This window comes from Mycobacterium sp. VKM Ac-1816D (assembly GCF_000416385.1).
Classification (GTDB): domain Bacteria; phylum Actinomycetota; class Actinomycetes; order Mycobacteriales; family Mycobacteriaceae; genus Mycobacterium; species Mycobacterium neoaurum_A.
This window is the reverse complement of record NZ_AOHQ01000128.1, coordinates 1-24,577: the sequence shown is the minus strand read 5'-3', so window position 1 is coordinate 24,577 and position 24,577 is coordinate 1. Positions and strand designations below refer to the sequence as shown.

At 65.6% G+C, this 24,577-nt stretch carries 25 protein-coding genes, 4 tRNA genes and 1 pseudogene; 21 read left to right on the top strand and 9 right to left on the bottom strand.

Going from position 1 to position 24,577, the window contains the following annotated elements; translation table 11 throughout:
- Nucleotides 1–16 precede the first annotated feature (16 nt).
- The 4 genes from G154_RS08405 (at nt 17) to G154_RS08385 (ending at nt 3,397) form a co-directional block, all read left to right on the top strand.
- Complete coding sequence (locus tag G154_RS08405; protein ID WP_023984988.1) at nt 17–529, top strand: MarR family winged helix-turn-helix transcriptional regulator; 513 nt, start codon at nt 17–19, stop codon at nt 527–529.
- 19 nt (nt 530–548) lie between these two features.
- Nucleotides 549–638, top strand: a tRNA-Ser gene (locus G154_RS08400).
- A gap of 1,254 nt (nt 639–1,892) precedes the next feature.
- Nucleotides 1,893–2,876, top strand: a complete 984-nt coding sequence (locus G154_RS08390) for a hypothetical protein (protein ID WP_019510902.1) — start codon at nt 1,893–1,895, stop codon at nt 2,874–2,876.
- Nucleotides 2,877–2,947: 71 nt separating this feature from the next.
- Nucleotides 2,948–3,397 carry a hypothetical protein gene (locus tag G154_RS08385; RefSeq protein ID WP_019510901.1) on the top strand — a complete coding sequence of 150 codons (450 nt, stop codon included), beginning with the start codon at nt 2,948–2,950 and terminating at the stop codon, nt 3,395–3,397.
- Between the two features lie 92 nt (nt 3,398–3,489).
- Here G154_RS08385 and G154_RS08380 read toward each other — a convergent pair whose 3' ends face one another.
- A complete protein-coding gene (locus G154_RS08380) occupies nt 3,490–4,347 on the bottom strand; it encodes a PE-PPE domain-containing protein (protein ID WP_019510900.1) in 858 nt (285 codons plus the stop codon).
- A gap of 360 nt (nt 4,348–4,707) precedes the next feature.
- Nucleotides 4,708–5,430 (bottom strand): 3-keto-5-aminohexanoate cleavage protein, encoded by a 723-nt coding sequence (locus tag G154_RS08375; RefSeq protein WP_019510898.1) that lies wholly within the window; start codon nt 5,428–5,430, stop codon nt 4,708–4,710.
- 479 nt (nt 5,431–5,909) lie between these two features.
- Between G154_RS08375 and G154_RS08370 the strand changes: the two genes are divergently transcribed.
- Nucleotides 5,910–6,932: a linear amide C-N hydrolase gene (locus G154_RS08370; protein WP_019510897.1), complete on the top strand. Its 1,023-nt coding sequence runs from the start codon at nt 5,910–5,912 to the stop codon at nt 6,930–6,932.
- Here the strand turns inward: G154_RS08370 and G154_RS08365 are convergent.
- From G154_RS08365 to hisC, 3 genes are read right to left on the bottom strand one after another with little or no spacing between them, the layout of a single operon-like run.
- Nucleotides 6,919–7,728, bottom strand: a complete 810-nt coding sequence (locus G154_RS08365; protein WP_019510896.1) for a crotonase/enoyl-CoA hydratase family protein — start codon at nt 7,726–7,728, stop codon at nt 6,919–6,921. The genes G154_RS08370 and G154_RS08365 overlap by 14 nt on opposite strands.
- 22 nt (nt 7,729–7,750) lie before the next feature.
- Nucleotides 7,751–8,206 (bottom strand): hypothetical protein, encoded by a 456-nt coding sequence (locus G154_RS08360; protein WP_019510895.1) that lies wholly within the window; start codon nt 8,204–8,206, stop codon nt 7,751–7,753.
- Nucleotides 8,206–9,276 carry a histidinol-phosphate transaminase gene (gene hisC / locus G154_RS08355; protein ID WP_019510894.1) on the bottom strand — a complete coding sequence of 357 codons (1,071 nt, stop codon included), beginning with the start codon at nt 9,274–9,276 and terminating at the stop codon, nt 8,206–8,208. Before hisC ends, G154_RS08360 begins: the two co-directional genes overlap by 1 nt.
- 106 nt (nt 9,277–9,382) lie before the next feature.
- Here hisC and G154_RS08350 point away from each other — a divergent pair.
- The 3 genes from G154_RS08350 to G154_RS08340 all read left to right on the top strand — a co-directional run bounded on the left by G154_RS08350 (nt 9,383) and on the right by G154_RS08340 (nt 9,993).
- Nucleotides 9,383–9,471, top strand: a tRNA-Ser gene (locus G154_RS08350).
- 41 nt (nt 9,472–9,512) lie between these two features.
- A tRNA-Arg gene (locus tag G154_RS08345) sits at nt 9,513–9,585 on the top strand.
- Nucleotides 9,586–9,603: 18 nt separating this feature from the next.
- Nucleotides 9,604–9,993: a nuclear transport factor 2 family protein gene (locus G154_RS08340; RefSeq protein ID WP_019510893.1), complete on the top strand. Its 390-nt coding sequence runs from the start codon at nt 9,604–9,606 to the stop codon at nt 9,991–9,993.
- On the opposite strand, the gene G154_RS08335 is transcribed toward G154_RS08340, so the two are convergent.
- On the bottom strand, nt 9,953–12,295 hold the full coding sequence (locus G154_RS08335) for a bifunctional diguanylate cyclase/phosphodiesterase (RefSeq protein WP_045546667.1): 2,343 nt from the start codon (nt 12,293–12,295) through the stop codon (nt 9,953–9,955). The genes G154_RS08340 and G154_RS08335 overlap by 41 nt on opposite strands.
- A 97-nt stretch (nt 12,296–12,392) precedes the next feature.
- On the opposite strand from G154_RS08335, the gene G154_RS08330 reads away from it, so the two are divergent.
- The 4 genes from G154_RS08330 to G154_RS08315 all read left to right on the top strand — a co-directional run bounded on the left by G154_RS08330 (nt 12,393) and on the right by G154_RS08315 (nt 16,513).
- Nucleotides 12,393–12,902: a metallophosphoesterase gene (locus tag G154_RS08330; protein WP_019510891.1), complete on the top strand. Its 510-nt coding sequence runs from the start codon at nt 12,393–12,395 to the stop codon at nt 12,900–12,902.
- A gap of 37 nt (nt 12,903–12,939) precedes the next feature.
- Nucleotides 12,940–14,817: an alkyl/aryl-sulfatase gene (locus G154_RS08325; RefSeq protein ID WP_019510890.1), complete on the top strand. Its 1,878-nt coding sequence runs from the start codon at nt 12,940–12,942 to the stop codon at nt 14,815–14,817.
- A 64-nt stretch (nt 14,818–14,881) separates the two neighbouring features.
- Nucleotides 14,882–15,481: a histidine phosphatase family protein gene (locus G154_RS08320; RefSeq protein ID WP_019510889.1), complete on the top strand. Its 600-nt coding sequence runs from the start codon at nt 14,882–14,884 to the stop codon at nt 15,479–15,481.
- A 9-nt stretch (nt 15,482–15,490) separates the two neighbouring features.
- The gene (locus G154_RS08315) at nt 15,491–16,513 is read left to right on the top strand and encodes a phosphotransferase family protein (protein ID WP_019510888.1); all 1,023 of its coding nucleotides are present in this window, start codon (nt 15,491–15,493) and stop codon (nt 16,511–16,513) included.
- Between the two features lie 7 nt (nt 16,514–16,520).
- Here G154_RS08315 and G154_RS08310 read toward each other — a convergent pair whose 3' ends face one another.
- The gene (locus tag G154_RS08310; protein WP_019510887.1) at nt 16,521–16,880 is read right to left on the bottom strand and encodes a lipopolysaccharide assembly LapA domain-containing protein; all 360 of its coding nucleotides are present in this window, start codon (nt 16,878–16,880) and stop codon (nt 16,521–16,523) included.
- Nucleotides 16,881–17,009: 129 nt separating this feature from the next.
- On the opposite strand from G154_RS08310, the gene G154_RS08305 reads away from it, so the two are divergent.
- The 5 genes from G154_RS08305 to G154_RS08285 are packed head-to-tail and all read left to right on the top strand — an operon-like array spanning nt 17,010 to nt 21,061.
- Nucleotides 17,010–17,951: an ABC transporter substrate-binding protein gene (locus tag G154_RS08305; protein WP_019510886.1), complete on the top strand. Its 942-nt coding sequence runs from the start codon at nt 17,010–17,012 to the stop codon at nt 17,949–17,951.
- Between the two features lie 8 nt (nt 17,952–17,959).
- On the top strand, nt 17,960–19,066 hold the full coding sequence (locus tag G154_RS08300; RefSeq protein WP_023984985.1) for an ABC transporter ATP-binding protein: 1,107 nt from the start codon (nt 17,960–17,962) through the stop codon (nt 19,064–19,066).
- A complete protein-coding gene (locus tag G154_RS08295; protein WP_019510884.1) occupies nt 19,067–19,714 on the top strand; it encodes an ABC transporter permease in 648 nt (215 codons plus the stop codon). It begins immediately after the preceding gene.
- Nucleotides 19,711–20,481, top strand: coding sequence for an ABC transporter permease (locus tag G154_RS08290; RefSeq protein WP_019510883.1), 771 nt, complete (start codon nt 19,711–19,713; stop codon nt 20,479–20,481). Before G154_RS08295 ends, G154_RS08290 begins: the two co-directional genes overlap by 4 nt.
- Complete coding sequence (locus tag G154_RS08285; protein WP_031601211.1) at nt 20,468–21,061, top strand: putative glycolipid-binding domain-containing protein; 594 nt, start codon at nt 20,468–20,470, stop codon at nt 21,059–21,061. Before G154_RS08290 ends, G154_RS08285 begins: the two co-directional genes overlap by 14 nt.
- On the opposite strand, the gene G154_RS08280 is transcribed toward G154_RS08285, so the two are convergent.
- On the bottom strand, nt 21,024–22,001 hold the full coding sequence (locus G154_RS08280) for a prephenate dehydrogenase (RefSeq protein WP_023984984.1): 978 nt from the start codon (nt 21,999–22,001) through the stop codon (nt 21,024–21,026). The genes G154_RS08285 and G154_RS08280 overlap by 38 nt on opposite strands.
- A gap of 63 nt (nt 22,002–22,064) precedes the next feature.
- On the opposite strand from G154_RS08280, the gene G154_RS08275 reads away from it, so the two are divergent.
- From G154_RS08275 to G154_RS27065, 4 genes are all read left to right on the top strand, one after another.
- Complete coding sequence (locus tag G154_RS08275) at nt 22,065–22,583, top strand: tRNA adenosine deaminase-associated protein (RefSeq protein WP_019510880.1); 519 nt, start codon at nt 22,065–22,067, stop codon at nt 22,581–22,583.
- Nucleotides 22,580–23,032, top strand: a complete 453-nt coding sequence (locus G154_RS08270) for a nucleoside deaminase (RefSeq protein WP_019510879.1) — start codon at nt 22,580–22,582, stop codon at nt 23,030–23,032. Before G154_RS08275 ends, G154_RS08270 begins: the two co-directional genes overlap by 4 nt.
- A gap of 125 nt (nt 23,033–23,157) precedes the next feature.
- Nucleotides 23,158–23,248: transfer RNA gene (locus tag G154_RS08265), tRNA-Ser, on the top strand.
- A 268-nt stretch (nt 23,249–23,516) separates the two neighbouring features.
- Entirely contained in the window at nt 23,517–24,068 is a 552-nt protein-coding gene (locus tag G154_RS27065; RefSeq protein WP_031601210.1) for a hypothetical protein, read from the top strand.
- Here G154_RS27065 and G154_RS27370 read toward each other — a convergent pair.
- A pseudogene (locus G154_RS27370) lies at nt 23,991–24,422 on the bottom strand (recombinase family protein); the annotation flags it as partial. The gene G154_RS27065 and the pseudogene G154_RS27370 sit on opposite strands and share 78 nt — an antisense overlap.
- Nucleotides 24,423–24,577: the final 155 nt, after the last annotated feature.

Below are 24,577 nucleotides of genomic sequence, written 5' to 3'. Positions count from 1 at the left end.
AACGTAGGATCGGGCGATGGAAGCGTTGGTGGGGGGACGTACGGCGAGCTCGATGCCGGGCCTGGATATCGCCGAGCAGAAATCGTGGCAAAATTTTCTGGACTCGGCACTGCGGCTGTACGCAACATTGAACCGGTCGTTGGCCGACAGTCATGGGCTGACACTCAACGACGTGCGATTGCTCGACATTCTGGACAGTTCCGACAGTGGTTCGGCGCGGATGGGGGATCTTGCCGAAGGACTGATGTCACTGCCGAGTCGGGTCACCAGGCAGATCCACCGGTTGGAGAAGCTGAACCTGGTCAATCGGGTCGCCAGCCCGGATGACCGGCGCGGTGTGCTGGCGACCATCAGCGACGAGGGCCGCGCCCTGTTGGCCGACGCCATGCAGACCTATGGTTCCGAGGTGCGCAGCCACTACCTGAACCGGTTGTCGCGCTCACAGATCACCGCGATGGGCGAGAACTGCCGGCGGATCAGCGCCGGTCTACAGGCCGATGGGCGGGCCGCGAAGCTCGGACGGGTGTAGACCGCTTAGGCTGTCGGACGGTGGCGTGGCAGAGCGGCCTAATGCACTCGCCTTGAAAGCGAGAGACGGCTAACACCGTCCGGGGGTTCAAATCCCTCCGCCACCGCCAAAAGATCGATGTTCGAACCCGGCGGACGCTGGGTTTGTTCGTCTTTCCAGAAACCGATGACAGATTGCCCCTGATTCCGGTCTGCACTGCCCGCGACCTGGCTCGGCCTCAGTTGTCGAGGTTGGCGAGTCTTCCTGGGACGCATGACCAAACGCGGTCTGCCCCGAGGAAGCGACGCTATTCCGCCGGATGGGTAGCGAAGCTATCGGGCTACCTACCGATTCATCGACTCCAGCCGTCAAGTGCAATCCAGGTGGGCGTCGGACATCTCGGGCTGGCGCCTACTTGCGCAGCAGAACCGTACTCGTCATGGCACGAAGACGCGGTTCGTGCGGCCGTGCCGAAGATTTGCTTGATTGCGCGCGCAACTACCTGCTAAGTGCGAATATGCCGTTCTGCGTCGATTGCCGATGCTGCGGTAAATGTAGGAGTACGGTCGCGAGCCTGGGATTGATCCTGCCTAAGGGGGCGGTTATGGGGATCTTTCGTCGGGTCTGCGTCGAGTCCGTGGTTGCCGTGTGCGTGATGGCCGCTTTGTGGATAGCGCCGGCTCATGCCGAGCCAGTTGCCGATTGCGCTAGTTACCCGGTCACAGGATTCTGTGCACCCGGTGGTCCAGACGCTCCGCCGGGAGCGGACACAGGATATGTTCCTGGCCAAGTTCCGCCGGATCCCAATGCGTCAGGGAGTGCAATTCCCGATCTGCAGCCCGGAGGAGATGTCAGTGGTGGCGGGCCTGCTGCAGACGCGATCGGTGCGTATCTCCCTAGCTTCAACGATCCATCCATCGCAGAAGGCGACGGTTCGCACGTGCTCGGGTGGGTTGGACGTGGACTGGGTGTTTTCAATCCTTCTGTAAGGCAGATGTTTTCGGTACTCAATGCCCTCAACAAATGTGGTCAACGGGCGGGTATCTACGCCACCCGTGGATACTGGCGCGTCGGGGCGCTATGGGCTGGGGGAATCGTCATGATCTCCCAGAGAGCGCTACAGAGCCCCCTTCAGTACTTGCCAGAATGCGTCGGGCTTGGCGGTGACGTCGCTGGCGGCGGCCCCGGCGGTGGTCTGGTTTGCACCGATCGGTACGCCATCACGACGCCGAGTGACACGTACTACGTGGCGATGGTCGGATTGCCAGGTGAGGTATGTGGCGCCATCGCCAACGCACATGCGCCGTATCCACACTCGCCGTGGTGACTCACCAGCTGTCAGTCCAATCCAATCGATCATCGACCGAATGTAGGGGTGAGAGCTATGAGCATCTCCGTCCTTCCTGAAGCAGCTGTGACGACCTATCGCTATCTGCGGGGTGGGTTGGTTGTCGCGGTCGCGGCACTGGCAGCAGGGGTATTGACCGACCGAGCCGGCGGAAACTGCTTCGAAGCGTCCATCAGCGCGTACTACTTCACCTCCGCCCACAGTGTTTTCGTGGCCGTGCTGTGCGCAGCGGGTGTGCTGATGATCGTGTACACCGGCGCCAGCCACACCGAAGATGTGCTTCTCAGCCTTGCCGGCGTGCTGGCGATCGTCGTCGCGATGGTTCCAACAGCACGCCCGGTGATCATCTGTGGCGGAGGGGAATTACCCCCAGGCTATGAGATCTCGAAGTCGGTATCCACCAACATCTGGGCAGTCACGATTGCACTCGTGCTCTCATGTCTTGCGCTGTGGTGCCGCCCCAGCCGCAACGATACTGCTCGCCGACATAAGAACAGCGTGCTCGGAACGTTCGCGACGTTACTGGCATGGGTGCTGATTATCGGCGGATTCATCGTCTTCGTCGTGGATCAACCGCGGTTCGACAAGTACGCGCACGGAGTTTCGGCAGTCGTCATGTTTGCGGCGATATGCGTAACGGTTGGCCTCACTGCTCGGATCACGTCGGAGCAGAATGAAAGCGAGTGTCCGAACAAGCGCCGTTACTTCGCGTGTTATGCGACCCTTTCTGCGCTCATGGTAGTGACCATCGCCGGCGTTGTGGTCGTCCACTCGACGCTCGACGGCTGGAATCACCTGGTTATCGTTGCGGAAACGATTCTGCTCGTGCAGTTTACCGTCTATTGGATCGTGCAAACGGTCGAACTATGGAGAGTTCAGAGTCGCGTCGAGCTGCTGACCGGTCAGGCTAGGGAGGCTCTCGCGACCGAAAGGGCGGCATCCGGTTTGAAGGGGCTTCTCGATGACACCAAGCAAGTCTTGGCTGCCCCTTGGCCGGAGCGGCTCTTGCGCGCCATGTGACCCAAGTGCCGCCCCAACGAGATTCCGCGAAAAGAAGAAAGCCTCAGCACGTAACGACTATTGGAGGAACGATGACCGACCAAGATGCGGATGAAGCCGTTGAGCAGGTTGACCCAGCCGAGATTGCTGAGACGGAGACGTCTGGTGAGTGGGGCGAACTTGTCATCGACGTGGACGACGCGCCGGCCGCAAGTGTAGTTGCCGCCGGATCTATCAGGACCGACGCTGTTCGCTTCGAACGCGTGAGCTGTGCAGGCGGTGTCACCGTCAAGTTCACGGTTCCTATCCTGGCCTTTGGTTGGCGTTCGCGGCTGCGCTGTTACAACGCGCAGGGCGGGTTCATCGGGCAGTCGCAGATCGTGGAGCTCAACGGCTCCTATCCTTCTGGGACAACAATTGTCGTCGCATACCGCGGCCCGTTCATCCGGGGCACCAAGGAGATCCGCGCGTACGTTTGGTATGGCAATCCCGCCCAGGGTGACGGGACGATGTACTGGAACCTCAAACGGATCAACTGCTAGCGCCGGGTACACGCCGAAGGGGCCCCAATTGCTCGTTCACGGTGACAAGTTCGAACCCTGTAGCGATATGTGTATCGAACAGATCACCCAGACTATGAGCTTGGCGGCGTCGGTGATCCCATGGGGCGGCCGTAGTTGAGTTCGACTTGTGGGCGTAGCTCCAGGTCTTGGGCTTGTTTCTGCGCTTGCGGTATCCATTTCTGGGTCACCATGGGCAGGTAGTAGGTGGCTGGTGAGCCCAGGACGTACTTGACGTTTCGATCGACGTACACCTGATTGTTCGGGTCGTTGAGCCCGATCATGCTGTAGTCCAGGTGTACAGCTTTGAGCTCTCCCTTCCCGCCGACGGAATTGGCCGCGTCTCGGTTTTTGTCTGCCGGGGAGCCGCTGACGAGCGGATTGGGGCAGTCCGACCAGTAGTCGTATTGGCGGGAGATGACGGTCACGTTGTAGCGGGTGTCGTCGGGAAAGCCCGGGCCGGTGAAGCCACCGGGGGCGTCATAGCTGTGGTAGATGAATTTGCATACCTTCTTGTCGGGCTCGGCGGGAGTGGGTGCGGGGACGCGTGTGCACCCGTTGAATCTGTGCTCTGGGTCGCCGGTGAGGATGAATTGCACTGTGGCGGGGTCGATATCGCTCGTCGGGCCGTAGCGGCGTAGCCAATCGTCTTGAACTTGCGCTCCTTCGCTGTGGCCGAGGACGATCTTGGGGCCGGCGGTTGAGTGCAGCAGGTCGTCGAGAAGGTCGGCACCCTTGTGCACGTTGGCGGCTGCGGGAAAGTTGTTGTACGGCACTTTGACTGTGGTGTTGGGAGCGGCGAAGAGTTCGCCGCGCAGCCAGTTGCTCGGCAGCGGGAAAAATGCCGGCGCCAACGTGAGGACCGTGGCTGCAGCAGGTTCCGCGTGCGCCGATATCGGCGATACCAGGCTCATGCCGAACATCACGGACATTGCGATCGAGGCCATATGGCGTAGACGTCTGGTAACCCTCATGTGAAGCTCCCTCCCCAGGATGCATCCAGATTCGAGAGCAGCAGCGGCCTGCTGGCCTTACATCTGCAGCGTGCAGATGTCGAATCGCGATATCCCAGGATCTCCCCACTGGGTTGCCGTCACATCACCGTTGGCGCAATCGATGTCGACGTGAGACCGGATCGATGCCACGCCATCCACCGTCAGACGCATGGCGTGATTGGGCGGGAAGTGTCGTTGCAGAGGCCACCGCGGCTACGTTGGAACGGCAGAGCTTCGCTATCGGGTTGAAATCGTTTCTGCTGCTTCTGTTTTCGGCAATTTGTCGCCAGAAACCGACTAGCGACTGAGAAGCTCAAACGCTGCCGCAACGAGCTCGGCGTTACCCGACGCTGTCGACCCGTCGGGTAGTAGCACGGTGTCCTCCAGCCCGATGCGGGTTTGCACTCCGCGCGCGCCGGCGTGCGCGAGCAGTGGCCAGCAGCTGGCGTCGAGGCCGTGGAGCAGCGCCGGCGCGGGCGACCCGGCACGGCTCACGCGCGCCAACACATCGTCGGCGGTCTCGATATCGCCGTCGGGCCCCAGCTCGACCATGACCCGTATGCAGCGGGCAGCCACGGGCGAATCCGCCCAGGACTCCGCTGCTGCGGCGTGGAAGATGCCGGCCTCCACCCCGATACCCCGGCTCAGCAGTAACAGCGCCAGTTCTTCGGCGCCGGGTTCATCCCAGTTGACCGAGGCGAAATCGGGCAACACCGTCCACGCCTCCACGGTGCGCAACCGCCGATGCGGATCGGGCAGCGCCCAGAACCCGGTCGTCACACCCAGCGGCAGGCCCGGTGCCGCCTGGCGCACGGCGCTCACAGCGGCGGCGACAATCGCCGGTTCCAGCGAATCCATGCCGTCGGCAGTCTTGGGATGAAGGTGCACAGCCATGGCACCGGCACTGTGCACGGCGACGGCGGCGGCGGCCAGCTGCTTCGGCGAGACCGGGAGCGCGGCGTGCTCGTCGGGGGTGCGGGCACCATTGAGGCAGGCTTTGATGTAGGGCGTTGTGGCCATGACGCCATTTTGAGGGGTTCGTCCAAGAGGTGTGTGTCTCTGGAGTGAGGATCGAAAAGCTCCTGCTCACTCCTGTCGCAGGCGTCTCCTGTGTGCCGGACCATATTGACGCGGGCGCAGCACGCGTGTCATGGTCTTCGGGAATGATCTTGATGTGTGCTCGGCAATGTCTGACGCGCCGGGTTGATCATCAGATGACCAGTTCAGTCACTTGTCGGGAGCATTGACGATGCAGTCAGCTATAGCCAGCGGATTGCTGTGGTTGATGGCGGCAACCTTGCTGATCGGAGCTGTCGGTGCCGTGATCGGCGCTGCGCCTCTGCGGCCCGGCTCCCGGACTCCGCGCGCCTGCCCGTGTACTCGAGGTGACTGCTCCTCATGCCCGGCGCGGTGGTCGCTGTGACACCGGGTAGCCCGGGGCGCGGCGCGCTCGCCCGAGATTGAACTGTCGCAGCCGGCTGCTGGCTAGGCTGTCGCGCATGTGTACCCGAGTGATCTGGCCGGACGCCGGCGGAGCCGTCCTGGTGGGACGGAACATGGACTTCCACAAGGACCTGATGACCAACCTGTGGAAGCAACCGCGCGGCGTCACCCGTGACGACGGCGTCACCGGCAAGCTCACCTGGACCTCGAAGTACGGCAGCGTCATCGCCACGGCCTTCGACATCATCTCCGTCGACGGTCTCAACGAGGCCGGTCTGGCCGGTCACGTGCTCTGGCTGGCGGAATCCACCTACGGACAACCTGATTCCGGGCGCACCCAGCTCAGCCAGGCGGTCTGGCTGCAGTACTTCCTGGACAACTTCGCCACGGTCGCCGATGCGGTGGCCTGGATCGCCGAGACCGATGTGCAGGTCGTGCAGATGGACGACCCCACAGGCGGGGTACCGCCGGCCATCCATCTGGCGCTCGACGACGCCACCGGCGATTCGGCGATCATCGAGTACATCGACGGCAAGGCGGTCGTCTATCACGACCGCGCGTACCGCGTGATGACGAACTCGCCGACCTTCGACCAGCAGCTCGAACTGGTCAAGACGTTCACCGGACTGGGCGGGAGCGAGCCGCTGCCCGGCTCCACCGAGGCCGCCGCCCGCTTCGCCAGGGCAAGTTACTACGCGAGCCGCCTTCCGCAACCCGCCGGTCAGGTCGAGGCGATCGCGGCCATGCTGTCGGTGATCCGCAACGCCGCCCAGCCCTTCCGGATCCCTGATCCGGGCAAACCCGATGCCTCACAGACGATCTGGCAGGTGGTGTTGGACCTGACCAGGAAGCGCTACGTCTATGAGTCGACCACCCGGCCCAATATCGTCTGGGTGGATCTGGCCGATCTCGACTTCAGTGCAGGCAGCCCGCAGCTCAAGCTCGACCTGATCGGTGAGCTCGCGGTGCAGGGTGGCATCGCGGGCAACGTCTCGCACAGGTTCGAGGACAAGGGCCCGATGACGTTCTTGTCCCTTCAGCTGCTGGACCAGCTGAAGGGCTCGGCTACTCCCCGGTGAATTGAGGGGCGCGCTTGCCGAACATCGCGGTGACCGCCTCGCCGAGATCCTTGGACGGCAGGAACGCCGAATTCCACGCCGCCACATAGCGCAGGCTCTCCGAGACCCGGGCGATGCGCTGTTGGTCCAGGACGTCCTTGACACCATGCACGGTCAGTGGCGGGTTGGCGGCGATCTCGGCGGCGGTGGCGTGCGCGGCGGCCAGCGACGCATCGGCGTCGGCGTGCACATCGTTGACCAGGCCGATCTTCTCGGCGCGCGCGGCGTCGATGTCCTTGCCGGTCAATGCGAGTTCGCGCAGATGCCCGTCGGACACGATCAGCGGAAGGCGGGCCAGCGAGCCCACATCGGCGACGATCGCGAGCTTGACCTCACGGACCGAGAACTTGGCATCGGCGCTGGCGTAACGGATGTCGACGGCGCTGATCAGGTCGACCCCGCCGCCGATGCACCAGCCGTGCACCGAGGCGATGGTGGGGGTGCGGCAGTCGGCGACCGCGCTGATGGCCTGCTGCATGGTCAGGATCGTCTTGTGGAAGTCGTGCCGGGCCTTGGCGCCGGCGTCCAGCCCGGGCAGGGTGGCGCCCATCGCGGCCAGGTCCAGCCCGTAGCTGAAGTTCTTGCCGGACCCAGTGAGCACGATGGCCCGGACCGCGGGGTCGGCGTCGAGGGTGGCGAACACCTCCGGCATCTCGGCCCAGAAGGCGGGTCCCATCGCATTGCCCTTGCCGGGGCCGATGAGTGTCACTCGGGCGACATGATCGGCGATGTCCACGGTCACGGATTCGTAAGCCATGAGTGCAGGCTAATCCGGTGCGCTAGGGGACGGGCCCACCCAGCAGCACCTCACGCACGGTGCTGCCGGTCAGGAACTGGCACACCGCATCGGCGAGGGAGGTGGCGATCTCGATGTTGTCCGGTCCCAGGATGGACTGCTCGCCCTTGAGGATCGCGTTGACGACCGCCTTCTGGGTGGCCTCGTCGAGTTGGTTGTAGTCCGCGCACGTCATCGTCAGCGCATCGGGTGGCGGCGGGACATCCGGGACGTTCGAGCCCCGGGTGGGGAATCCCGGGATGGTGATATCGGGCAGGCCGGGGATCTGCGGCAGACCGGGGATGACCGGGGGACGGGCGCTGGTCGTGGTGGTCAGCGGTGGCCCCGGTTCGGTGGTCATCGCGACGGTGCCCTCGGTGGTGCGCCCGCAACCGGCCAGCAACCCCAGTGCGATCAGCGTGCTGCCCGCCACCATCGTCGCCCGCGTGGTCGCCCGCATCACGGTTGCTCACCGCGGATCCACTGCTGCGCGAAGGCGAGGAACGCGTCGTTCTCATGCGGTGCGGCGACCGTCACCCGCACACCGTCCTGGCCGTAGGGCCGGACCAGGAGCCGGTTGTCGGCGGCGGCGTTGGTGAAATCATCGGTGCGCCCCGGGATCACCAGCCAGACGAAGTTGGCCTGCGAGGGCGGCAGTTCGTAGCCCATCTCCCGCAGTGCCGCACTCACTCGCGCGCGTTCGGCCACCACCGCGTCGGTGCGGGCCAACAGCTCGTCGGCGGCGTCCAGCGAGGCGATGGCCGCGGCCTGGGAGATGGTCGTCGCAGTGAACGGCACATACACCTTGCCCAGTGCGGTGACGATGTCCGGGTCGGCGACGGCGTAACCGATGCGTAGGCCCGCCAGTCCGTAGGCCTTCGAGAAGGTGCGCAGCACAACCACATTCGGGTAACGCCTGACCAGGCCGAGGCTGTCGGGCAGCAGGCCGTCGCGGATGTACTCGACGTAGGCCTCGTCGATGACCACCAGGATGTCCGACCGGACGGCGGCCACGAAGGCCTCCAGGGCGGCGGGGTCGACGACGGTCGAGGTCGGGTTGTTCGGATTGCACACGAAGATCAGCCGGGTGCGGTCGGTGACGGCGGCCAGCATGGCGTCCAGATCGTGGGTCTGGTCCTTCAACGGCACCGGCACCGGCGTGGCGCCCGCGGTGCGGATCTGCAGCGGGTAGATCTCGAAGCTGCGCCACCCGAAGATCACCTCGTCGCCGACGGTCGAGGTGATCTGGACGAGCTGCTGGCACAGGCTCACCGATCCGGCGCCCACCGAGATGTTCTCCGGGGCGAACGCCCCGTCGTCCACGTGCTTGGCCAACCGGTCCCGCAGATCGAGGTAACCGTTGTCGGGATAGCGGTTGATGCCGGCCGCCGCGGCGCTGATCGCTTCCAGGACACCGGGCAGCGGACCGTCCACGGTCTCGTTGCTGGCGATCTTGATGGCGCCGGGCACCGTGCGACCGGGTGTGTAGGCGGGAAGGTCGGCCAACTCGGGTCGCAGACGGGCGGTCACCCGGCCATTCTAGGGGTGCGTGTACCCGCGCTTTGCCTTCCGAGCCCCGGCCTGTGTAATCTTTGCGCTCGGCGGTTCCGGGGGTCCGGTACCCTCAGATCGTTCAGGAGGCGTGCCAGAGCGGCCGAATGGGACTCACTGCTAATGAGTTGTCCGCCTTAAAGCGGACCGGAGGTTCAAATCCTCTCGCCTCCGCCGAGTTCGACCAGCAGTACCGAATTGAATAGCACGACCAGGCGCCCGTAGCTCAACGGATAGAGCATCTGACTACGGATCAGAAGGTTAGGGGTTCGAATCCCTTCGGGCGCACTCAGGCAGTATGCAGTCATGAGTTCTCCGCATCTGGAACGTTGGATCGAGTTCATGACCGATCACGACCCGGCGGTCCTCGACGAACAGCTCGCCGATGACGCCGTCTTCTACTCCCCGGCGGTGTTCACCCCGCAACAGGGCAAGGCGCTGACCGCCAAGTATCTGAACGCCGCGGCCGAGCTCTTCGGTGATGCCGACTTCCGCTATGTCGAGCAGTGGGAGAGCGACCGTTCGGCCATCCTGGCGTTCCAGGCCACCGTCGACGGTGTGACGGTCGACGGTATCGACATGATCCACTGGAACGACGAGGGCAAGATCGCGTCCTTCAAGGTGATGATCCGGCCGTTGAAGGGTCTGCAGGCCGTCATACCGCGGATGGCGGCGCTTCTTGGGCAGGCCCGGTGATACCGCGCTCGGACACCGGCAACTCGTCGGCGTGGACCGCCTCCCCGAAGTATGTGCCCTGGGCCACCGCGCATCCGTAGCCGCGCAGCAGCTCGGCGGTATCGGCGTCGGCGACGCCCTCGGCGACGCTGGTGATGCCAAGGGTGTGGGCGAGCGTGACGATCGAGTGCACGATGGCCGCCGCGCGGGTGTTCTCCAGCATGGGCGAGACGAAATGCCGGTCCAGTTTCAGCTCGTCGACCGGGAGGTCGCGCAGGTAGCTCATGGTCGCGTAGCCGCTGCCGAAATCGTCGATGGACACCCGGAAGCCGGCCGCCCGCAGCTGTTCGATGACATGGCGTGCCTGGCGCACATTGGCCAGCAGGTAATGCTCGGTGATCTCGATAGTCATCGACGTCGGGGTCAGCCCGTGCCGCGCCAGCACGGTGCCGATGCGTTCGGGCAGCGTGGCATCGTCGAACGACGGTGCGAACAGGTTGACCGACACCGGGATCTCCCGGCCGCCCAGCCGATGCCAGGCCGCGGCGTCGCGGGCAGCCTGCTCCACCACCAGATCGGTCATCGCTCCCATCAATCCGCTGCGGCGTATCAGCGGCAGGAACTGATTCGGGGTCAACAACCCCAGTTCGGGGTGCGGCCAGCGCACCAGCGCCTCGACACCGATCATCTCGCCGGTGGCCAGCGAGATCTGGGGCTGATAGGCCAGTCGCAGCGCCCCACCGTCGACGACCCGGCGCAACTGTCCGAGCAGGGTGATCTCGGGCACCACGGGCGTCGGCGCGGTGTCCTCCACCCAGAGGGTGCCGGTGTCGGTGAGTTCCATCCCTGCGGAGTACATCTGCACCCCGCCGACCCCGGACCGCTTCGCGACGTACATCGCGATATCGGCCTGCCGCAGTAGCTCCTCGGTGCCGACGGCAACATCGTCGGTCGCGCTCGCCACGGCGAGGCCGATGCTGGGTCGGATGTACACCTCGTGCCCACCGAGATCGAATACCTCGTCGAAGGCGCGGACCACCGTCGCAGCGACCTCCTCGGCGGATAGCGAACCGTCCTCGATGATGACCGCGAACTCGTCACCGCCGAGACGCGCCACGGTCTGGCCGGAGGGCAGGCACGCCACCAACCGTCCGGCGATATCGCGCAGCAACTCGTCCCCGCAGTGGTGCCCCAGGTTGTCGTTGACGAGCTTGAAGTCGTCGAGATCCAGTGAGAGCACCGCCGTCGGGCGGCCGCCGCGGCGTTGCCGGGCGACGGCCTGTTCGAGCCGGTCGGTGAACAGTAGCCGGTTGGCCAGTCCCGTCAGCGGGTCCTGGAACGCGTGGGCGGCGACCTCGTCGAGCAGGCGGCGATTCTCCACCAGCACGGTCAGCTGCCTTACCAACGCCGATATCACCAGGATCGTCGAGCCGAGCAGTACCGGTCGGATGTTCGTGTCGGGCCACAGGTGCGCCACCGCCGCGATGATCGCGAAGGGCATGGGCGCGTAGGGCAGCCAGATGATGGTCATCGGTGACGGACGTGGGTCGTCGCGCCGTGGAGCCCTGATGTCCTGGGCCGACATGTAGGCGCCGGCCGAGACCATCAGCAGCCCGGTCACCTTGCTGATGATCGGGAACGTGCTCGCCGAGTCGACGCTGTCGTTGATCTGGATGTACAACTCGGCGACCTCACCGAGAGCGATGGCGGCCAGCCCGGTGGTGAACAGCCCGAGGACCTGACGCCGCCCGGGACGTCCGACGGTCAACACCAACATCGACAGCGTCACCATGGTGAGCGCCGAGATGGGGTAGATGGCGGTCAGGACCGCGTCCATGGTGCTGTACGCATCGAGGGTGAAGAGGCGGTCGAGCACCGCCACCCACACCACGACGAACAGTGCCGACGAGATCACCAGTCCATCCATCAACTGACGAAACATCGACAACGGGTCCGTGGTGGTGCGCAGCAGCCACACCACCACGACGGCAAGCGGAAGCGTCAGGTACCCCAGATCGGCCACCGACGGGAACGGCGGCTCCTGATCGAGCAGCACCTCGTAGTACGCGTCGACGGCACTTCCGAGGACCCAGCCGAGGAAGCCCACGGTCAGTGCAGCCCATGCCAGGCGGATGCTGCCGCGGCCGGATATGGCGGCGGCAACCGTGCACGCGCACGTTGCTGCACAGAACGCAACGAAGCCCAGCGACGCGACGGTCGCCGTCACCTGCGGTCCGCCCCAACCGGAAATCAACCAGCAAACGAACACCAGGTAAACCGCCACACCTGTGGCGTAGCCGAAGTTCGTTCTGGAAGTGGGCATTACATGCAGTTTAGAGCGAGTTTTCGCAGTTGAGACGGCATTTCGTGGCAGTCCCTCCAGCAACTTGCTTCACGTGGGTTGCGCTACTCTCGGACCGGTGCGGCTGCTGCTGATCTCCGACACCCATCTGCCCACCCGGGCGCGCGATATGCCGGCCGAGGTGTGGGCCGCGGTGGATGTGGCCGATGTCGTCTTCCACGCCGGGGATTGGATGGAGGTCGCCCTGCTGGACCGGTTGGCCGAGCGGGCGCGGCGGCTGGTCGCGTGCTGGGGCAACAATGACGGCGACGAACTGCGCGCGCGGCTACCGGAACGCGCCGATGTCGTCCTCGACGGGCTGCGCTTCACCGTGACGCACGAGACCGGTGCGGCGGCCGGGCGGGACAACCGCATGGCGCGGGCCTATCCCGATACCGACGTCCTGGTGTTCGGGCACAGCCACATCCCCTGGGATGCCACCGTCGACAGGCCGGGCGGTGGGACGCTGCGGTTACTCAATCCCGGCTCACCCACCGACCGCCGACGGCAGCCACATTGCACTTATATGACGGCCGAATTGTCCGACGGTGCGCTGGGCCCGGTGGCACTGCACAAACTGGTCCGTTAGCGCTCGCGCGGCGCCCCTGCGTGGCAGTCTCACGGATATGACCGCCAAGCCACCCAGCGATGTGATCGCCGCCGCCAACCGCGCGCACCGGGACACCCTGCCCTTCGAGGACGACCGCGATTTCGCGGACGCCGACCGTGGCTTCATCGGTGCGCTGGAACCCTGTGTGGTCACCGGAGCCGGCGGGAAGGTCGTGTGGGACAACGACAGTTACGGGTTCCTGGCGGCCGATGCGCCCGACAGCGTGCATCCCAGCCTATGGCGGCAATCGCAGCTCTGCATCAAACAGGGGCTCTATGAGGTGGTCGAGGGCATCTATCAGGTGCGCGGGCTCGACCTGTCCAACATCAGCTTCATCGAAGGTGACACCGGGGTCATCGTCATCGACCCGTTGGTGTCGACCGAAACCGCTGCGGCAGCCCTGGCGCTCTACCGAGCGCACCGCGGCGAGCGCGTCGTCACCGCGGTCATCTACACCCACAGCCATGTCGACCACTTCGGCGGCGTACTCGGGGTGACCACCCAGGCCGACGTCGACGCGGGCCGCGTGCAGGTGCTGGCGCCCGAGGGGTTCGTCGAACACGCCGTGCAGGAGAACGTGTATGCGGGCACGGCGATGACCCGCCGGGCGGCCTATATGTACGGTGCGGTGCTGGCGCGTGGGCCGCAGGGGCAGGTGGGTTGTGGTCTCGGGCAGGCGCCGTCGCTGGGCGAGGTGGCCATGATCGTCCCCACCATCGATGTGCGCAGTACCGGTGAGACCCACACCGTCGACGGTGTGCAGATCGAGTTCCAGATGGCCCCGGGTACCGAGGCCCCTGCCGAGATGCACTTCTATTTCCCACAATTCCGCGCGCTGTGCATGGCCGAGAATGCCACCCACAACCTGCACAACCTGCTCACCCTGCGCGGTGCCCTGGTACGTGATCCGCACGGCTGGGCCGGGTACCTGACCGAGGCCATCGACTCGTTCGCAGACCGCACCGACGTCGTCTTCGCCTCTCACCACTGGCCCACCTGGGGGCGCGAGAACATCGTGGAATACCTTTCGCTGCAACGGGATCTGTACGCCTATCTGCACGACCAGACGTTGCGGCAGCTGAACCAGGGATTCACCGGTATCGAGATCGCCGAGACCTTCCGGATGCCACCTGCGCTGGAAAAGGCCTGGCACACCCACGGGTACTACGGTTCGGTCAGCCACAACGTCAAGGCGGTCTACCAGCGCTACATGGGCTGGTTCGACGGCAACCCCGCCCGGCTCTGGCAGCATCCGCCCGAGGCGGCCGGCCCGCGCTATGTCGAGGCGATGGGCGGGCTCGACCGGGTGGTCGAGATCGCCCGCGCAGCCTTCGATTCGGGCGATTACCGTTGGGCGGCAACCCTGTTGGATCATGCCATCTTCACCGACCAACACCACCCGGCGGCGCGCGAGCTATATGCCGACACCCTCGAGCAGCTGGCCTACGGGGCCGAGAACGCGGTGTGGCGGAACTTCTTCCTCTCCGGGGCAACCGAGCTGCGGGAGGGCAACTTCGGTACCCCGACCACGACGACGGCGCCCACCATGATCGCCCAACTGAGCCCCGAGCAGATCTTCGACACCCTGGCCATCAGCATCGACGGACCGCGGGCCTGGGATCTGGACCTGACCCTGGACGTGACCTTCGTCGACCTGGGTGCCGACTACCGGCTGACTTTGCGCAACGGCGTGCTGGTGCACCGCCGCGTTGCCGCCGATCCGGCGACCGCGACGGCCACCGTCACCTTCGCGACGAAGGCCAGGCTGCTGGCCTTCGCCGCCGGCGACCGCGACTCCCCGGGGGTGGAGTTCACCGGCGATGCCGGGGCGCTGGGCACCCTGCTCGGGGTACTCGACCGGCCGGACCCGAACTTCGACATCGTCACCCCGTAGTCGTCACCCCGTAGTCGGGGCGGTCGGTCGGGGCGGCCGCTGTCGCCCGCCCTATGGTGGCACCGTGCAACTGCTTCTGGTCCGGCACGCGCTGCCGCTACGCAGCGAACCCGGTGCGGGTTCCGATCCCGACCTGTCCGGCGACGGCATCGCCCAGGCGGCCCGACTGCCCGCCGCGCTCGCCCGATTCCGGATCACCCGGCTGGTCAGCAGCCCGCAGCGGCGCGCGCAGCAGACCGCGCAGCCGGTGGCCGACGCGCTGGGGCTGGGCGTCGACATCGACGAGCGACTCGCCGAATACGACTACGGGTTGTCGCACTACACGCCGATCGAGCAGGCCTCGAAGGAGGATCTGCAGCGGTTGATCAACGGCGAGCTGCCCGGTGACGTCGATCCCCACGCGTTCCAGTCCCGGATCTGGGCGGGCATCGAGGACATCGTCGCCGGCTCGGGTCACGATGACACGATCGCACTGTTCAGCCATGGTGGCGTGATCAACGCGGTGGTGCACCGTGTCATGAAGACCGAGCGGTTGTTGTCCGTCCAGGTGGACTACGCGGGTGTCACCCGGGTGCTGTCCTCGCGCAGCGGCCGCCTGTCGATGGCGGCGATCAACAGCACCGAACACGTATGGGATCTGCTGCCGCGAAATGCGCAGTGGTAAACATTTCGCGTGACCAATCTTGACGGCCTGGACCTCGACGCCCTCGATCGCCACCTTCGTGCCGAGGGCATCGCCCGCGCCGGTGACCTGCGCGCCGAACTGCTCTCCGGTGGACGGTCGAATCTGACCTTCCGGGTCTGGGATGACGAGTCCGCCTGGGTGCTGCGCCGTCCGCCGCTGCACGGTCTGACCCCGTCCGCCCACGACATGGCCCGCGAGTACAAGGTGGTCGCCGCACTGGCCGGGACCGCTGTGCCGGTGGCCCGGGCGGTCACCATGCGCAATGACGACTCCGTGCTGGGTGCACCGTTCCAGATGGTCGAGAACGTCGACGGCAACGTGGTGCGCAGCGCGGCGGAACTGGAGGCGCTGCAGCAGGCCGGCGGACCCGGGGTGATCGACGGGTGTGTGACGTCGTTGATCACCGCGCTGGCCGATCTGCATGCCGTCGATCCCGAGGCCGTCGGGCTCGCTGATTTCGGCCGCGCCGAGGGGTATCTGGAACGGCAGGTCCGGCGCTGGGGGTCGCAGTGGGAGCATGTGCGGCTCACCGACGACACCCGGGACGGTGATGTCGCCCGGCTGCATTCGGCTCTGGCGGAACGCATTCCGGCCAGCCCGCGGGCATCGATCGTGCACGGCGACTACCGCATCGACAACACCATCCTCGACTCCTCGGACCCCACGGTGGTCCGGGCGGTGCTCGACTGGGAGTTGTCCACACTCGGTGATCCGCTCTCGGACGCGGCCCTGATGTGTGTGTACCGCAACCCAAATTTCGACGATGTCCTCGGGATGCGCGCGGCATGGACATCGCCGCTGTTGCCCTCGGCAGACGAGCTGGCGCAGCGCTATGCCCTTGCCAGCGGGCAGGAGCTGCAGAACTGGGACTTCTACATGGCCCTGTCGTATTTCAAGATCGCCATCATCGCCGCGGGTATCGACTTCCGCGCCAGGGAGGCCGGCGATACCCACGGCGGTGTCGGTGCAGCGGTGGCTCCGCTGCTTGCCGAGGGACTGAAACTGATCTAGGCCTGACCTACGTCACGCGCCGGGCGGCTTTGAGGTTCTTGCGCGCCGCGATACGCAACTGCACGATGCGCGCCGCGCCCACCAGAACAGCGAGCAACCCGCCGCCGACCGCAGCCAGTAGCAGCGCCACACCCAGCGGCAGGGTCCAGTTCCAGCCGAGGAAGTGGAAGGTGCCCTGATCGGTGTTCTGGGCGATGAAGATCAGCAGCACGATCAGCACCAGGAAACCGATGATCAGGGAGGTCCACAGGGCCGCGGCCCTGGTGAACTTGACATTGTCCTCGGGCGGGGGGACCGGCTCCGACGTGCCAATGGGTTGGTGCACCTGCTCTGATTCGTGCGGCAGTGCGTTCGGGTCGGTCGTCATGGTCTTATCTTGCCCCCTATAGGCCGTCGGCAAACCACCTCACGGTGAACCAAAGCGCGGCATGTCGTGGCGACGCCGGTTAATGTCGAAGAAATTGCCAGGCGTCACACAGCCACCTGAGGGGACGGTATGCGCTGCAGGAAACGGTTCGCTGTCTTCACCGCAGCATTGCTCACCCTGGTGAGTGCGGGCTGCGGGAGTTCCAATCCGCTCGGCGGCGGAGAGATATCGGGGGACCTGAAAACCATCGCGGTCGGTTCGGCCGACTTCACCGAGTCGAAGATCATCGCCGAGATATACGCACAGGCGCTGGAGGCCAACGGCTTCAACATCAGTCGGCAATTCGGCATCGGCAGCAGGGAGACCTACATCCCGGCCGTGCAGGACCATTCGATCGATCTGATCCCGGAGTACACCGGTAATCTGCTGCAGTACTTCGACAAGGAGGCGACCGCGACCACCTCCGATGAGGTGCTGTTGGGTCTGTTGCGCGCCCTTCCCGGTGATCTTGCGATCCTGTATCCCTCGCCGGCCGAGGACAAGGACACCCTCGCGGTGTCCGAGACCACCGCCAGGGAATGGAATCTCAAGACCATCGCCGATCTGGCCGCCCGCTCGCCCGAGGTGAAAGTCGGTGGGCCGTCGGAGTTTCAGACCCGCCAGACCGGTCTGGTGGGATTGCAGCAGAAGTACGGACTCGACATCGCGCCCGCCAATTTCATCGCCATCAGCGACGGCGGCGGACCGGCGACGGTGCAGGCGCTGAGCAACGGAACCGTCACCGCGGCCAACATCTTCAGCACCTCGCCGGCGATCGAGAAGAACAACCTCGTGGTGCTCGAAGACCCGGAGAACGTCTTCCTCGCGGCCAATGTGGTGCCGCTGGTGGCCTCGCAGAAGATGTCGAATGAGCTCAAGACGGTGCTCGACGCCGTCAGCGCCAAGCTCACCACCGAGGCCCTGATCGAGTTGAACGGATCGGTGGAGGGGAACTCGGGTGTGGACCCCGACGAGGCCGCACAGAAATGGATCGCCGACAACGGATTCGACCAACCCCTGCCGGGGAAGTGAGTGAGCCGATGATCACCTTCACCTCCGTCACCAAGACTTACGCCGATGGCACCGTTGCGGTCGATGACCTGACCCTCGACATCCCCGAGGGCACGCTCGCCGCGTTCGTCGGACCCTCCGGGTGCGGCAAGACCACCTCCATGCGGATGATCAATCGGATGATCGATCCCACCTCCGGCACGCTCACGGTCAACGGGGAAGACGTCACCAAGGTCGATCCGGTGAAGTTGCGACTGGGTATCGGCTACGTCATCCAGAGCGCCGGGCTGATGCCGCACCAGCGGGTGGTGGACAACGTCGCATGCGTCCCGGTGCTCAAGGGACAGTCGCGACGCGAGGCGCGCAAGGCCGCGCTGGGCGTACTGGAACGTGTCGGGCTGGATCCCACACTGGCGCAACGCTACCCGGCGCAGCTTTCCGGTGGTCAACAGCAGCGGGTGGGGGTGGCCCGGGCGCTGGCCGCGGACCCGCCCATCCTGCTGATGGACGAACCGTTCAGCGCGGTGGACCCCGTCGTGCGTGAGGAATTGCAGACCGAGATCCTGCGGCTGCAGAGCGAACTGCGCAAGACCATCGTCTTCGTCACCCACGATATCGACGAGGCGCTCAAGCTGGGGGAGAAGGTCGCGGTGTTCGGCCGCGGTGGGGTTCTGCAGCAGTTCGATCCGCCGCAGCGCCTGTTGTCCAATCCGGCAAACGATTTCGTCGCCGGATTCGTCGGCGCCGACCGCGGCTACCGCGGTCTGCAGTTCCTGCGCCACAGTGGCCTGCCGCTGCACGACATCCAGCATGTCGGCGAACCGGGTATCGACGCACTCGAACTCACACCGGGCCAATGGGCGCTGGTCACCAAACCGGGTGGCGAGCCGTACGGCTGGATCAACGCCGAGGGGGTGGCCCTGCACCGCGGTGGGAGTTCGCTCTATGACAGCACCATCGCCGGCGGCTCGCTGTTCCGGCCGGACGGCACGCTGCGGCTGGCGCTGGACGCGGCGCTGTCGTCACCGGCGGGCCTCGGTGTCGCCGTGGACGGCAACGACCAGGTGCTCGGCGGGATCCGCGCCGAGGATGTTCTGGCCGCCATCGACGATGAGCGCAAGCGGCGGACCGGGTAGATGCAGTATCTGCTGACCCACCTCGACAACGCGTGGACGCTGACTCTCATCCACCTGCGGCTGTCACTGGTGCCGATCGTCCTCGGCCTGCTGATCGCGGTTCCCCTCGGTGCGCTGGTGCAGCGGACCACGGTGCTGCGGCGGGTCAGCACGATCACCGCCAGCATCATCTTCACCATTCCCTCGCTGGCGCTGTTCGTCGTGCTTCCGCTGATCATCCCGACCCGCATCCTCGATGAGGCCAACGTCATCGTGGCGCTCACCCTCTACACGACCGCACTGCTGGTCCGGGCGGTGCCCGAGGCGCTGGATGCCGTCCCGCCCGCGGTGCGCGACGCGGCCACCGCCGTCGGCTACCGACCCTTCACCCGGGTTGTGAAAGTGGAATTGCCGCTGTCCATTCCGATTCTGGTGGCGAGCCTGCGGGTCGTCGCGGTGACCAACATCTCGATGGTGTCGGTGGGTTCGGTGATCGGCATCGGCGGATTGGGCACCTGGTTCACCGAGGGTTACCAGGCCAACAAGAGCGGCCAGATCATCGCGGGCATCATCGCCATCTTCGTCCTGGCGGTGGTTGTCGACACGCTGATTCTGTTGGCAGGCAAGGCGATCACACCGTGGACCCGAGCGAAGGCCGGTGCGGTATGAACTTCCTGCACGAGGCGCTGGCGTTCATCTTCACGGCGCAGAACTGGACGGGGCCTGCCGGCCTCGGCATCCGGATCGTCGAGCACCTGCAGTACACCGGTATCGCGGTGGTGTTCTCGGCGTTGATCGCGGTACCGATCGGTCTGATCATCGGGCATACCGGGCGTGGAACCTTCCTGGTCGTCACCGGAGTCAACGCGTTGCGCGCCCTGCCCACCCTCGGTGTGCTGCTGCTCGGGGTGCTGTTGTGGGGGCTCGGGCTCATCCCGCCGACGGTCGCGCTGATGTTGTTGGGGATCCCGCCGCTGCTGGCGGGCACGTACTCGGGGATCGCGGCCGTCGAACCGTCGGTGGTCGACGCCGCCCGGGCGATGGGGATGACCGAACGCCAGGTGCTGTTCCGGGTCGAGGTGCCCAACGCGCTGCCGCTCATCGTCGGGGGACTGCGGACCGCGACGCTGCAGATCGTGGCGACCGCTACGGTGGCCGCCTACGCCAGCCTCGGCGGCCTCGGCCGGTACCTGATCGACGGGATCAAGGTACGAGAGTTCTATCTCGCCTTGGTGGGTGCGTTGATGGTCACCTTGCTGGCCCTGATGCTCGATGCGCTGCTGGCCGCCGCGGTGTGGTTGTCCCAACCCGGCGCCGCCCGTTTCACGAGGTCGAGTGATCTGCCGCAACCGCTGCTCGACGACGAGGTGGCGTTGGAATCGGCCAACGTGGCTACGGAGCCCGGGGGCCGTCGCATACGGTATGAGGGTGACTGAACCAGCCGAAGCGTGGCCCGCGATCCTGACCTGGCGAGCACACGATGTGCCGAGGATGGAGTCGGTGCGGATACAGCTTTCCGGTAATCGAATCAAGGCGTACGGCCGCATCGTGTCGGCCGCCACCTCGACCGATCCCGCCTTCAGCGCCTCCTATGACCTGGTCACCGACGAAGTAGGCGCCACCAAACGGTTGTCGCTGACGATGACGCTGGCCGAGCGGGAGCGCCAGCTTTCCATCGCCCGCGACGAAGAGGGCATGTGGCTGGTCCGCGATCACCAGAACCAGACCAGCCGCGCCGCGTTCGACGGAGCGCTCGATGTGGATGTGGTGTTCAGCCCGTTCTTCAACGCACTGCCGATCCGGCGCAACGAACTGCACAAGGGTGGTGGACCCGAGTCGCTGACGCTGCCGGTGGTCTATGTGCGGTTGCCCGAGCTCAGTGTCGAGCTGGAGAACATCACCTACACCCGCGAGGCCGACGGGTTCGGGCTGAAGTCGCCGGTCGCCGAGACCGTCGTCACTGTCGACGACGACGGATTCATCCTGGACTACCCAGGACTGGCAGCGCGGATCTGATCACCCCGCCGGCTCGCCCGGCGGCAGCCAGTTCGTCCCGCCACTGCGCGGCGCCGATGGTGACGTGCAGGATGTCGGGCCTGCGGAAGCTTTCGTAGCGAACCCGGGCGGCGTGTCCGGACTCGACCAGCGCGGCCACCGAGGTGTGGGTGAGCAGGTGGTCGCGAGCGTCGGTGAGCAATTCGATGGCCCGATCCAGGCCGGTCGCCAAGTGGTCGGCGTTGGCCTCGCACATGGCGCGCACCAGATCGGGTGCGGTCGCCGCGACCCGGGTGCCGTCCCGGAACGAACCGGCGGCCAGCGCGAACGCCAGCGGGACATCGGCTGCGGTCACGGCCAGCGTCTCGGCCAGCAGATGCGGCAGGTGCGAGATCGCGGCCGCGGCGGCGTCGTGCTCATCGGAGCGCGCGGGCACCACCACGGCACCGCAGTCCAGGGCCAGCCGCATGACCTGAGCGAAGACGGTCGGGTCGACGTCGTCGTCGACGCTGATCACCCACGGGGCGTCGACGAACAGGCCCGCGTCACCGGCAGACCAGCCCGAGTGTGCGGTGCCGGTCATCGGGTGCCCACCCACGAAGCGTGATCGCAGACCGGCCTTTTCCACCGCGGCCAGCACCGCGCCCTTGACGCTGATCACATCGGTCAGCGCGCAACGCGGGGCGACGGTGCGGATGTGTTCGAGCATGCCGGCCAGTGCCGGCATCGGCACCGCCAGCACGATCAGCGCCTCGGTGTCCGCGGCACGCGTCAGCGCCTGATCGAGGGCGGCGGTGGCGTCGAATCCATCGGCCTGTGCGGCGCTCACCCCGTCGACCGATCGGTTGTAGCCGAACACGGTGCGACCCGCTGCCGTGGCGGCCCGCATCACCGAGCCGCCGATCAGTCCAAGGCCCAGCACGCATACCGGTGTGTCGGTCACCGCTCTAGGTTGGCACATGGTTGATGGGGACTGGCTGTGACCGCTGGTCAAGCACATGGCGGGCGACTAGCGTTAGCGGCCATGGGAGCACAGCGGGCCACCGCACAACAGGCTGCCGACCTGCCCGGTGGATTCGCCGTCGCGGTCGTCCGCGAGGACGGCAAGTGGCGGTGTACCGCCCTGCGTCGGGCGGCGTTGAACAGCCTGTCGGCGGCCGAGACCGAGTTGCGTGAGCTGCGTAGTGCCGGTGCGGTGTTCGGTCTGCTGGACGTCGACGAGGAGTTCCTGATCATCCTGCGCCCGGCCCCGGCAGGTACCCGGCTGCTGCTCTCCGATGCGACCGCTGCGCTGGACTACGACATCGCCGCCGAGGTGCTCGACACGCTCGATTCCGATTTCGATGACGAGGACCTGGAAGACACCGACCCGTTCGAGGAGGGCGACCTCGGGCTGCTTGCCGATATCGGCCTGCCCGAGGGGGTGCTCGGGGTGATCATCGCCGACGAAGAATCCGAGATCGAGGAGCAGATCACGGCGATCGCCGAGCGGATGGGCTTCGCCGACGAACTGTCCGCGGTGCTGGACAAACTGGGTCGGTGAGCTCCGACAGCGAGCTGATCCGGCAGGCGCTGGAGGCGGCCCGGCTGGCCGGGCCCGACGATATCCCGATCGGTGCGGTGGTGTTCGGACCCGACGGGACGGAGTTGGCCCGCGCGGCCAATGCGCGGGAGGTCCTGCGTGATCCCACCGCGCACGCCGAGATCCTGGCGATGCGTGCGGCTGCTCAGGTGTTGGGCGACGGCTGGCGGCTGACCGACTGCACCCTGGCGGTCACGGTGGAGCCGTGCACGATGTGCGCGGGCGCGCTGGTGATGGCGCGGGTCGGCCGGCTGGTGTTCGGGGCGTGGGAGCCCAAGACGGGCGCAGTGGGGTCGCTGTGGGATGTGGTGCGCGACCGGCGACTGACGCACCGCCCGCAGGTGCGCGGCGGGCTGCTGGAACGCGAATGCGCCGCACCGCTGGAGGAGTTCTTCGCGCGGCATCGTTGAGGTGGTCTTCTCTGAGCTCGCGCCGAGACGACGTTTTGTGGCGTGATCATGGCCGTTTCTCGCCACAAACCGTCGTGTCGGCACGCGATTAGGGCTCAGGGCGACCGCCCGGTAAGCTTCCCGCCGGTGGCGTGTCCGAGCGGCCTAAGGAGCACGCCTCGAAAGCGTGTGACGGGTAACCCCCGTCCGAGGGTTCAAATCCCTCCGCCACCGCCAAAAGATCGATGTTCGAACCCAGCGAAAGCTGGGTTTGTTCGTCTTTGCCGAAACTAATTAGCACTGCTTCCTGTCGGCGTTGCGCTTGCCTTTTCGCGGCCTGCTGGCCGCGTGAGAGCAATTGGGGCACCGCGACGCCGTCCGTGCCGGTCGCTGCTAGGCCGGTCTCCAAAGTGCTCCGAGAAGCCGCTCGCGCGGGATTCTTGCGGGCGATCACCACACCCTTATCTCGCGCCATGAGCTGTACGAACGGTTCTTGTAGCTCGGCGTGATCGACACTGCCGTCTGCGGCGATGTACAGCCGGGTGAAGAAACCTTGATTGAACATGCGGCGTTCCCGGTGGTTGGCGGTGTCGTAGAGCCGGTAGCAGTTTGTCGCGAGCGCGAGCGCGGCATCGAGCAGCCTGACAAGTTCCTCCTGGGATTGCGCGACGGCGGCGGCGCGGGTGTCTGCCTCATGCAACTCGCGGGTGAGGCGGTCCATCTCCCGTTTGAGTATGTCCAGCGGAATCGCCCCGGCGTAATGGGCCTCAAGCAGCTTCTGGCGCTCATTCTCGAGTCGTTCTTGCTGACGGCGAGCTTCGGCCACGTCGCGCGCGGCCTGCTCAGTTTGGCCTGCCAGTTCGCGGATAATCGTTTCGCGAATGACGGCAGCACGTGCCACGCTCAGTTGCAAGGATCGGTAGAAGTCAATAACCCCTTCTTCAACACTGGTGACCGCGATATAGGAACGGCTGCAGGGCTTTTGCTTGTCGCGGCGACCCATACAGAAAAAGTAGTCGTAGGTGCCGCCACGGCCCTTGTTCCTCGAAAAAATTAAACGCTGGTCACATTCGCTACACCATACGGATCCTCTCAAATACTGGCTGTGACGGCTTTCTTTCTCACCTGCGAAGTTATGTGCCTTCATGACGTCCTGCACTCTTAGCCACGTATTGACGGAGACCAGCGGCTCGTGTGTCCCTTCGTGATACACACCCTTGTAGGCGACGATGCCGATGAAGTAGGGGTTAGTCAGCAGCTTGTGCAGCGCGCTGATGGTCACAGGTCGGCTCGGTACCTTCGGAGTGGCACGGGTCCGGAGTCCACGGGCTTCCAGTTCGGCCGCGAGCCTCGCCAAACTCCACTCGCCGGTCGCATACTGCTCGAAGGCCCCATCGCAGGTGGTCGGCACGATCTGGATCTGGCTCGACCCACCGGATGTCGGCGACGCCCTCGACGCGCCGTTTGTTGAGGTAGCCCAGGGGAGCGCGACCAGGGGTGCCGCCGGCGAGCTCCTTCACGAGCGGGTAGAGCCTTTTCCCGGCAGATTGGCCTGCGACAGATAGG

What these genes read in the sequence shown, in the direction of transcription:
- G154_RS08365 (WP_019510896.1), bottom strand. Translation starts at nt 7,728, where the DNA reads ATGGCTTACGAATCCGTGACCGTGGACATCGCCGATCATGTCGCCCGA.
- G154_RS08380 (WP_019510900.1), bottom strand. Translation starts at nt 4,347, where the DNA reads ATGTCCGTGATGTTCGGCATGAGCCTGGTATCGCCGATATCGGCGCAC.
- G154_RS08275 (WP_019510880.1), top strand. Translation starts at nt 22,065, where the DNA reads ATGGGAGCACAGCGGGCCACCGCACAACAGGCTGCCGACCTGCCCGGT.
- G154_RS08390 (WP_019510902.1), top strand. Translation starts at nt 1,893, where the DNA reads ATGAGCATCTCCGTCCTTCCTGAAGCAGCTGTGACGACCTATCGCTAT.
- G154_RS08370 (WP_019510897.1), top strand. Translation starts at nt 5,910, where the DNA reads ATGTGTACCCGAGTGATCTGGCCGGACGCCGGCGGAGCCGTCCTGGTG.
- G154_RS08375 (WP_019510898.1), bottom strand. Translation starts at nt 5,430, where the DNA reads ATGGCCACAACGCCCTACATCAAAGCCTGCCTCAATGGTGCCCGCACC.
- G154_RS08340 (WP_019510893.1), top strand. Translation starts at nt 9,604, where the DNA reads ATGAGTTCTCCGCATCTGGAACGTTGGATCGAGTTCATGACCGATCAC.
- G154_RS08310 (WP_019510887.1), bottom strand. Translation starts at nt 16,880, where the DNA reads ATGACGACCGACCCGAACGCACTGCCGCACGAATCAGAGCAGGTGCAC.
- G154_RS08325 (WP_019510890.1), top strand. Translation starts at nt 12,940, where the DNA reads ATGACCGCCAAGCCACCCAGCGATGTGATCGCCGCCGCCAACCGCGCG.
- G154_RS08405 (WP_023984988.1), top strand. Translation starts at nt 17, where the DNA reads ATGGAAGCGTTGGTGGGGGGACGTACGGCGAGCTCGATGCCGGGCCTG.
- G154_RS08295 (WP_019510884.1), top strand. Translation starts at nt 19,067, where the DNA reads ATGCAGTATCTGCTGACCCACCTCGACAACGCGTGGACGCTGACTCTC.
- G154_RS08280 (WP_023984984.1), bottom strand. Translation starts at nt 22,001, where the DNA reads ATGTGCCAACCTAGAGCGGTGACCGACACACCGGTATGCGTGCTGGGC.
- G154_RS08300 (WP_023984985.1), top strand. Translation starts at nt 17,960, where the DNA reads ATGATCACCTTCACCTCCGTCACCAAGACTTACGCCGATGGCACCGTT.
- G154_RS08285 (WP_031601211.1), top strand. Translation starts at nt 20,468, where the DNA reads ATGAGGGTGACTGAACCAGCCGAAGCGTGGCCCGCGATCCTGACCTGG.
- G154_RS08290 (WP_019510883.1), top strand. Translation starts at nt 19,711, where the DNA reads ATGAACTTCCTGCACGAGGCGCTGGCGTTCATCTTCACGGCGCAGAAC.
- G154_RS08385 (WP_019510901.1), top strand. Translation starts at nt 2,948, where the DNA reads ATGACCGACCAAGATGCGGATGAAGCCGTTGAGCAGGTTGACCCAGCC.
- G154_RS08305 (WP_019510886.1), top strand. Translation starts at nt 17,010, where the DNA reads ATGCGCTGCAGGAAACGGTTCGCTGTCTTCACCGCAGCATTGCTCACC.
- G154_RS08360 (WP_019510895.1), bottom strand. Translation starts at nt 8,206, where the DNA reads ATGCGGGCGACCACGCGGGCGACGATGGTGGCGGGCAGCACGCTGATC.
- G154_RS08335 (WP_045546667.1), bottom strand. Translation starts at nt 12,295, where the DNA reads ATGCCCACTTCCAGAACGAACTTCGGCTACGCCACAGGTGTGGCGGTT.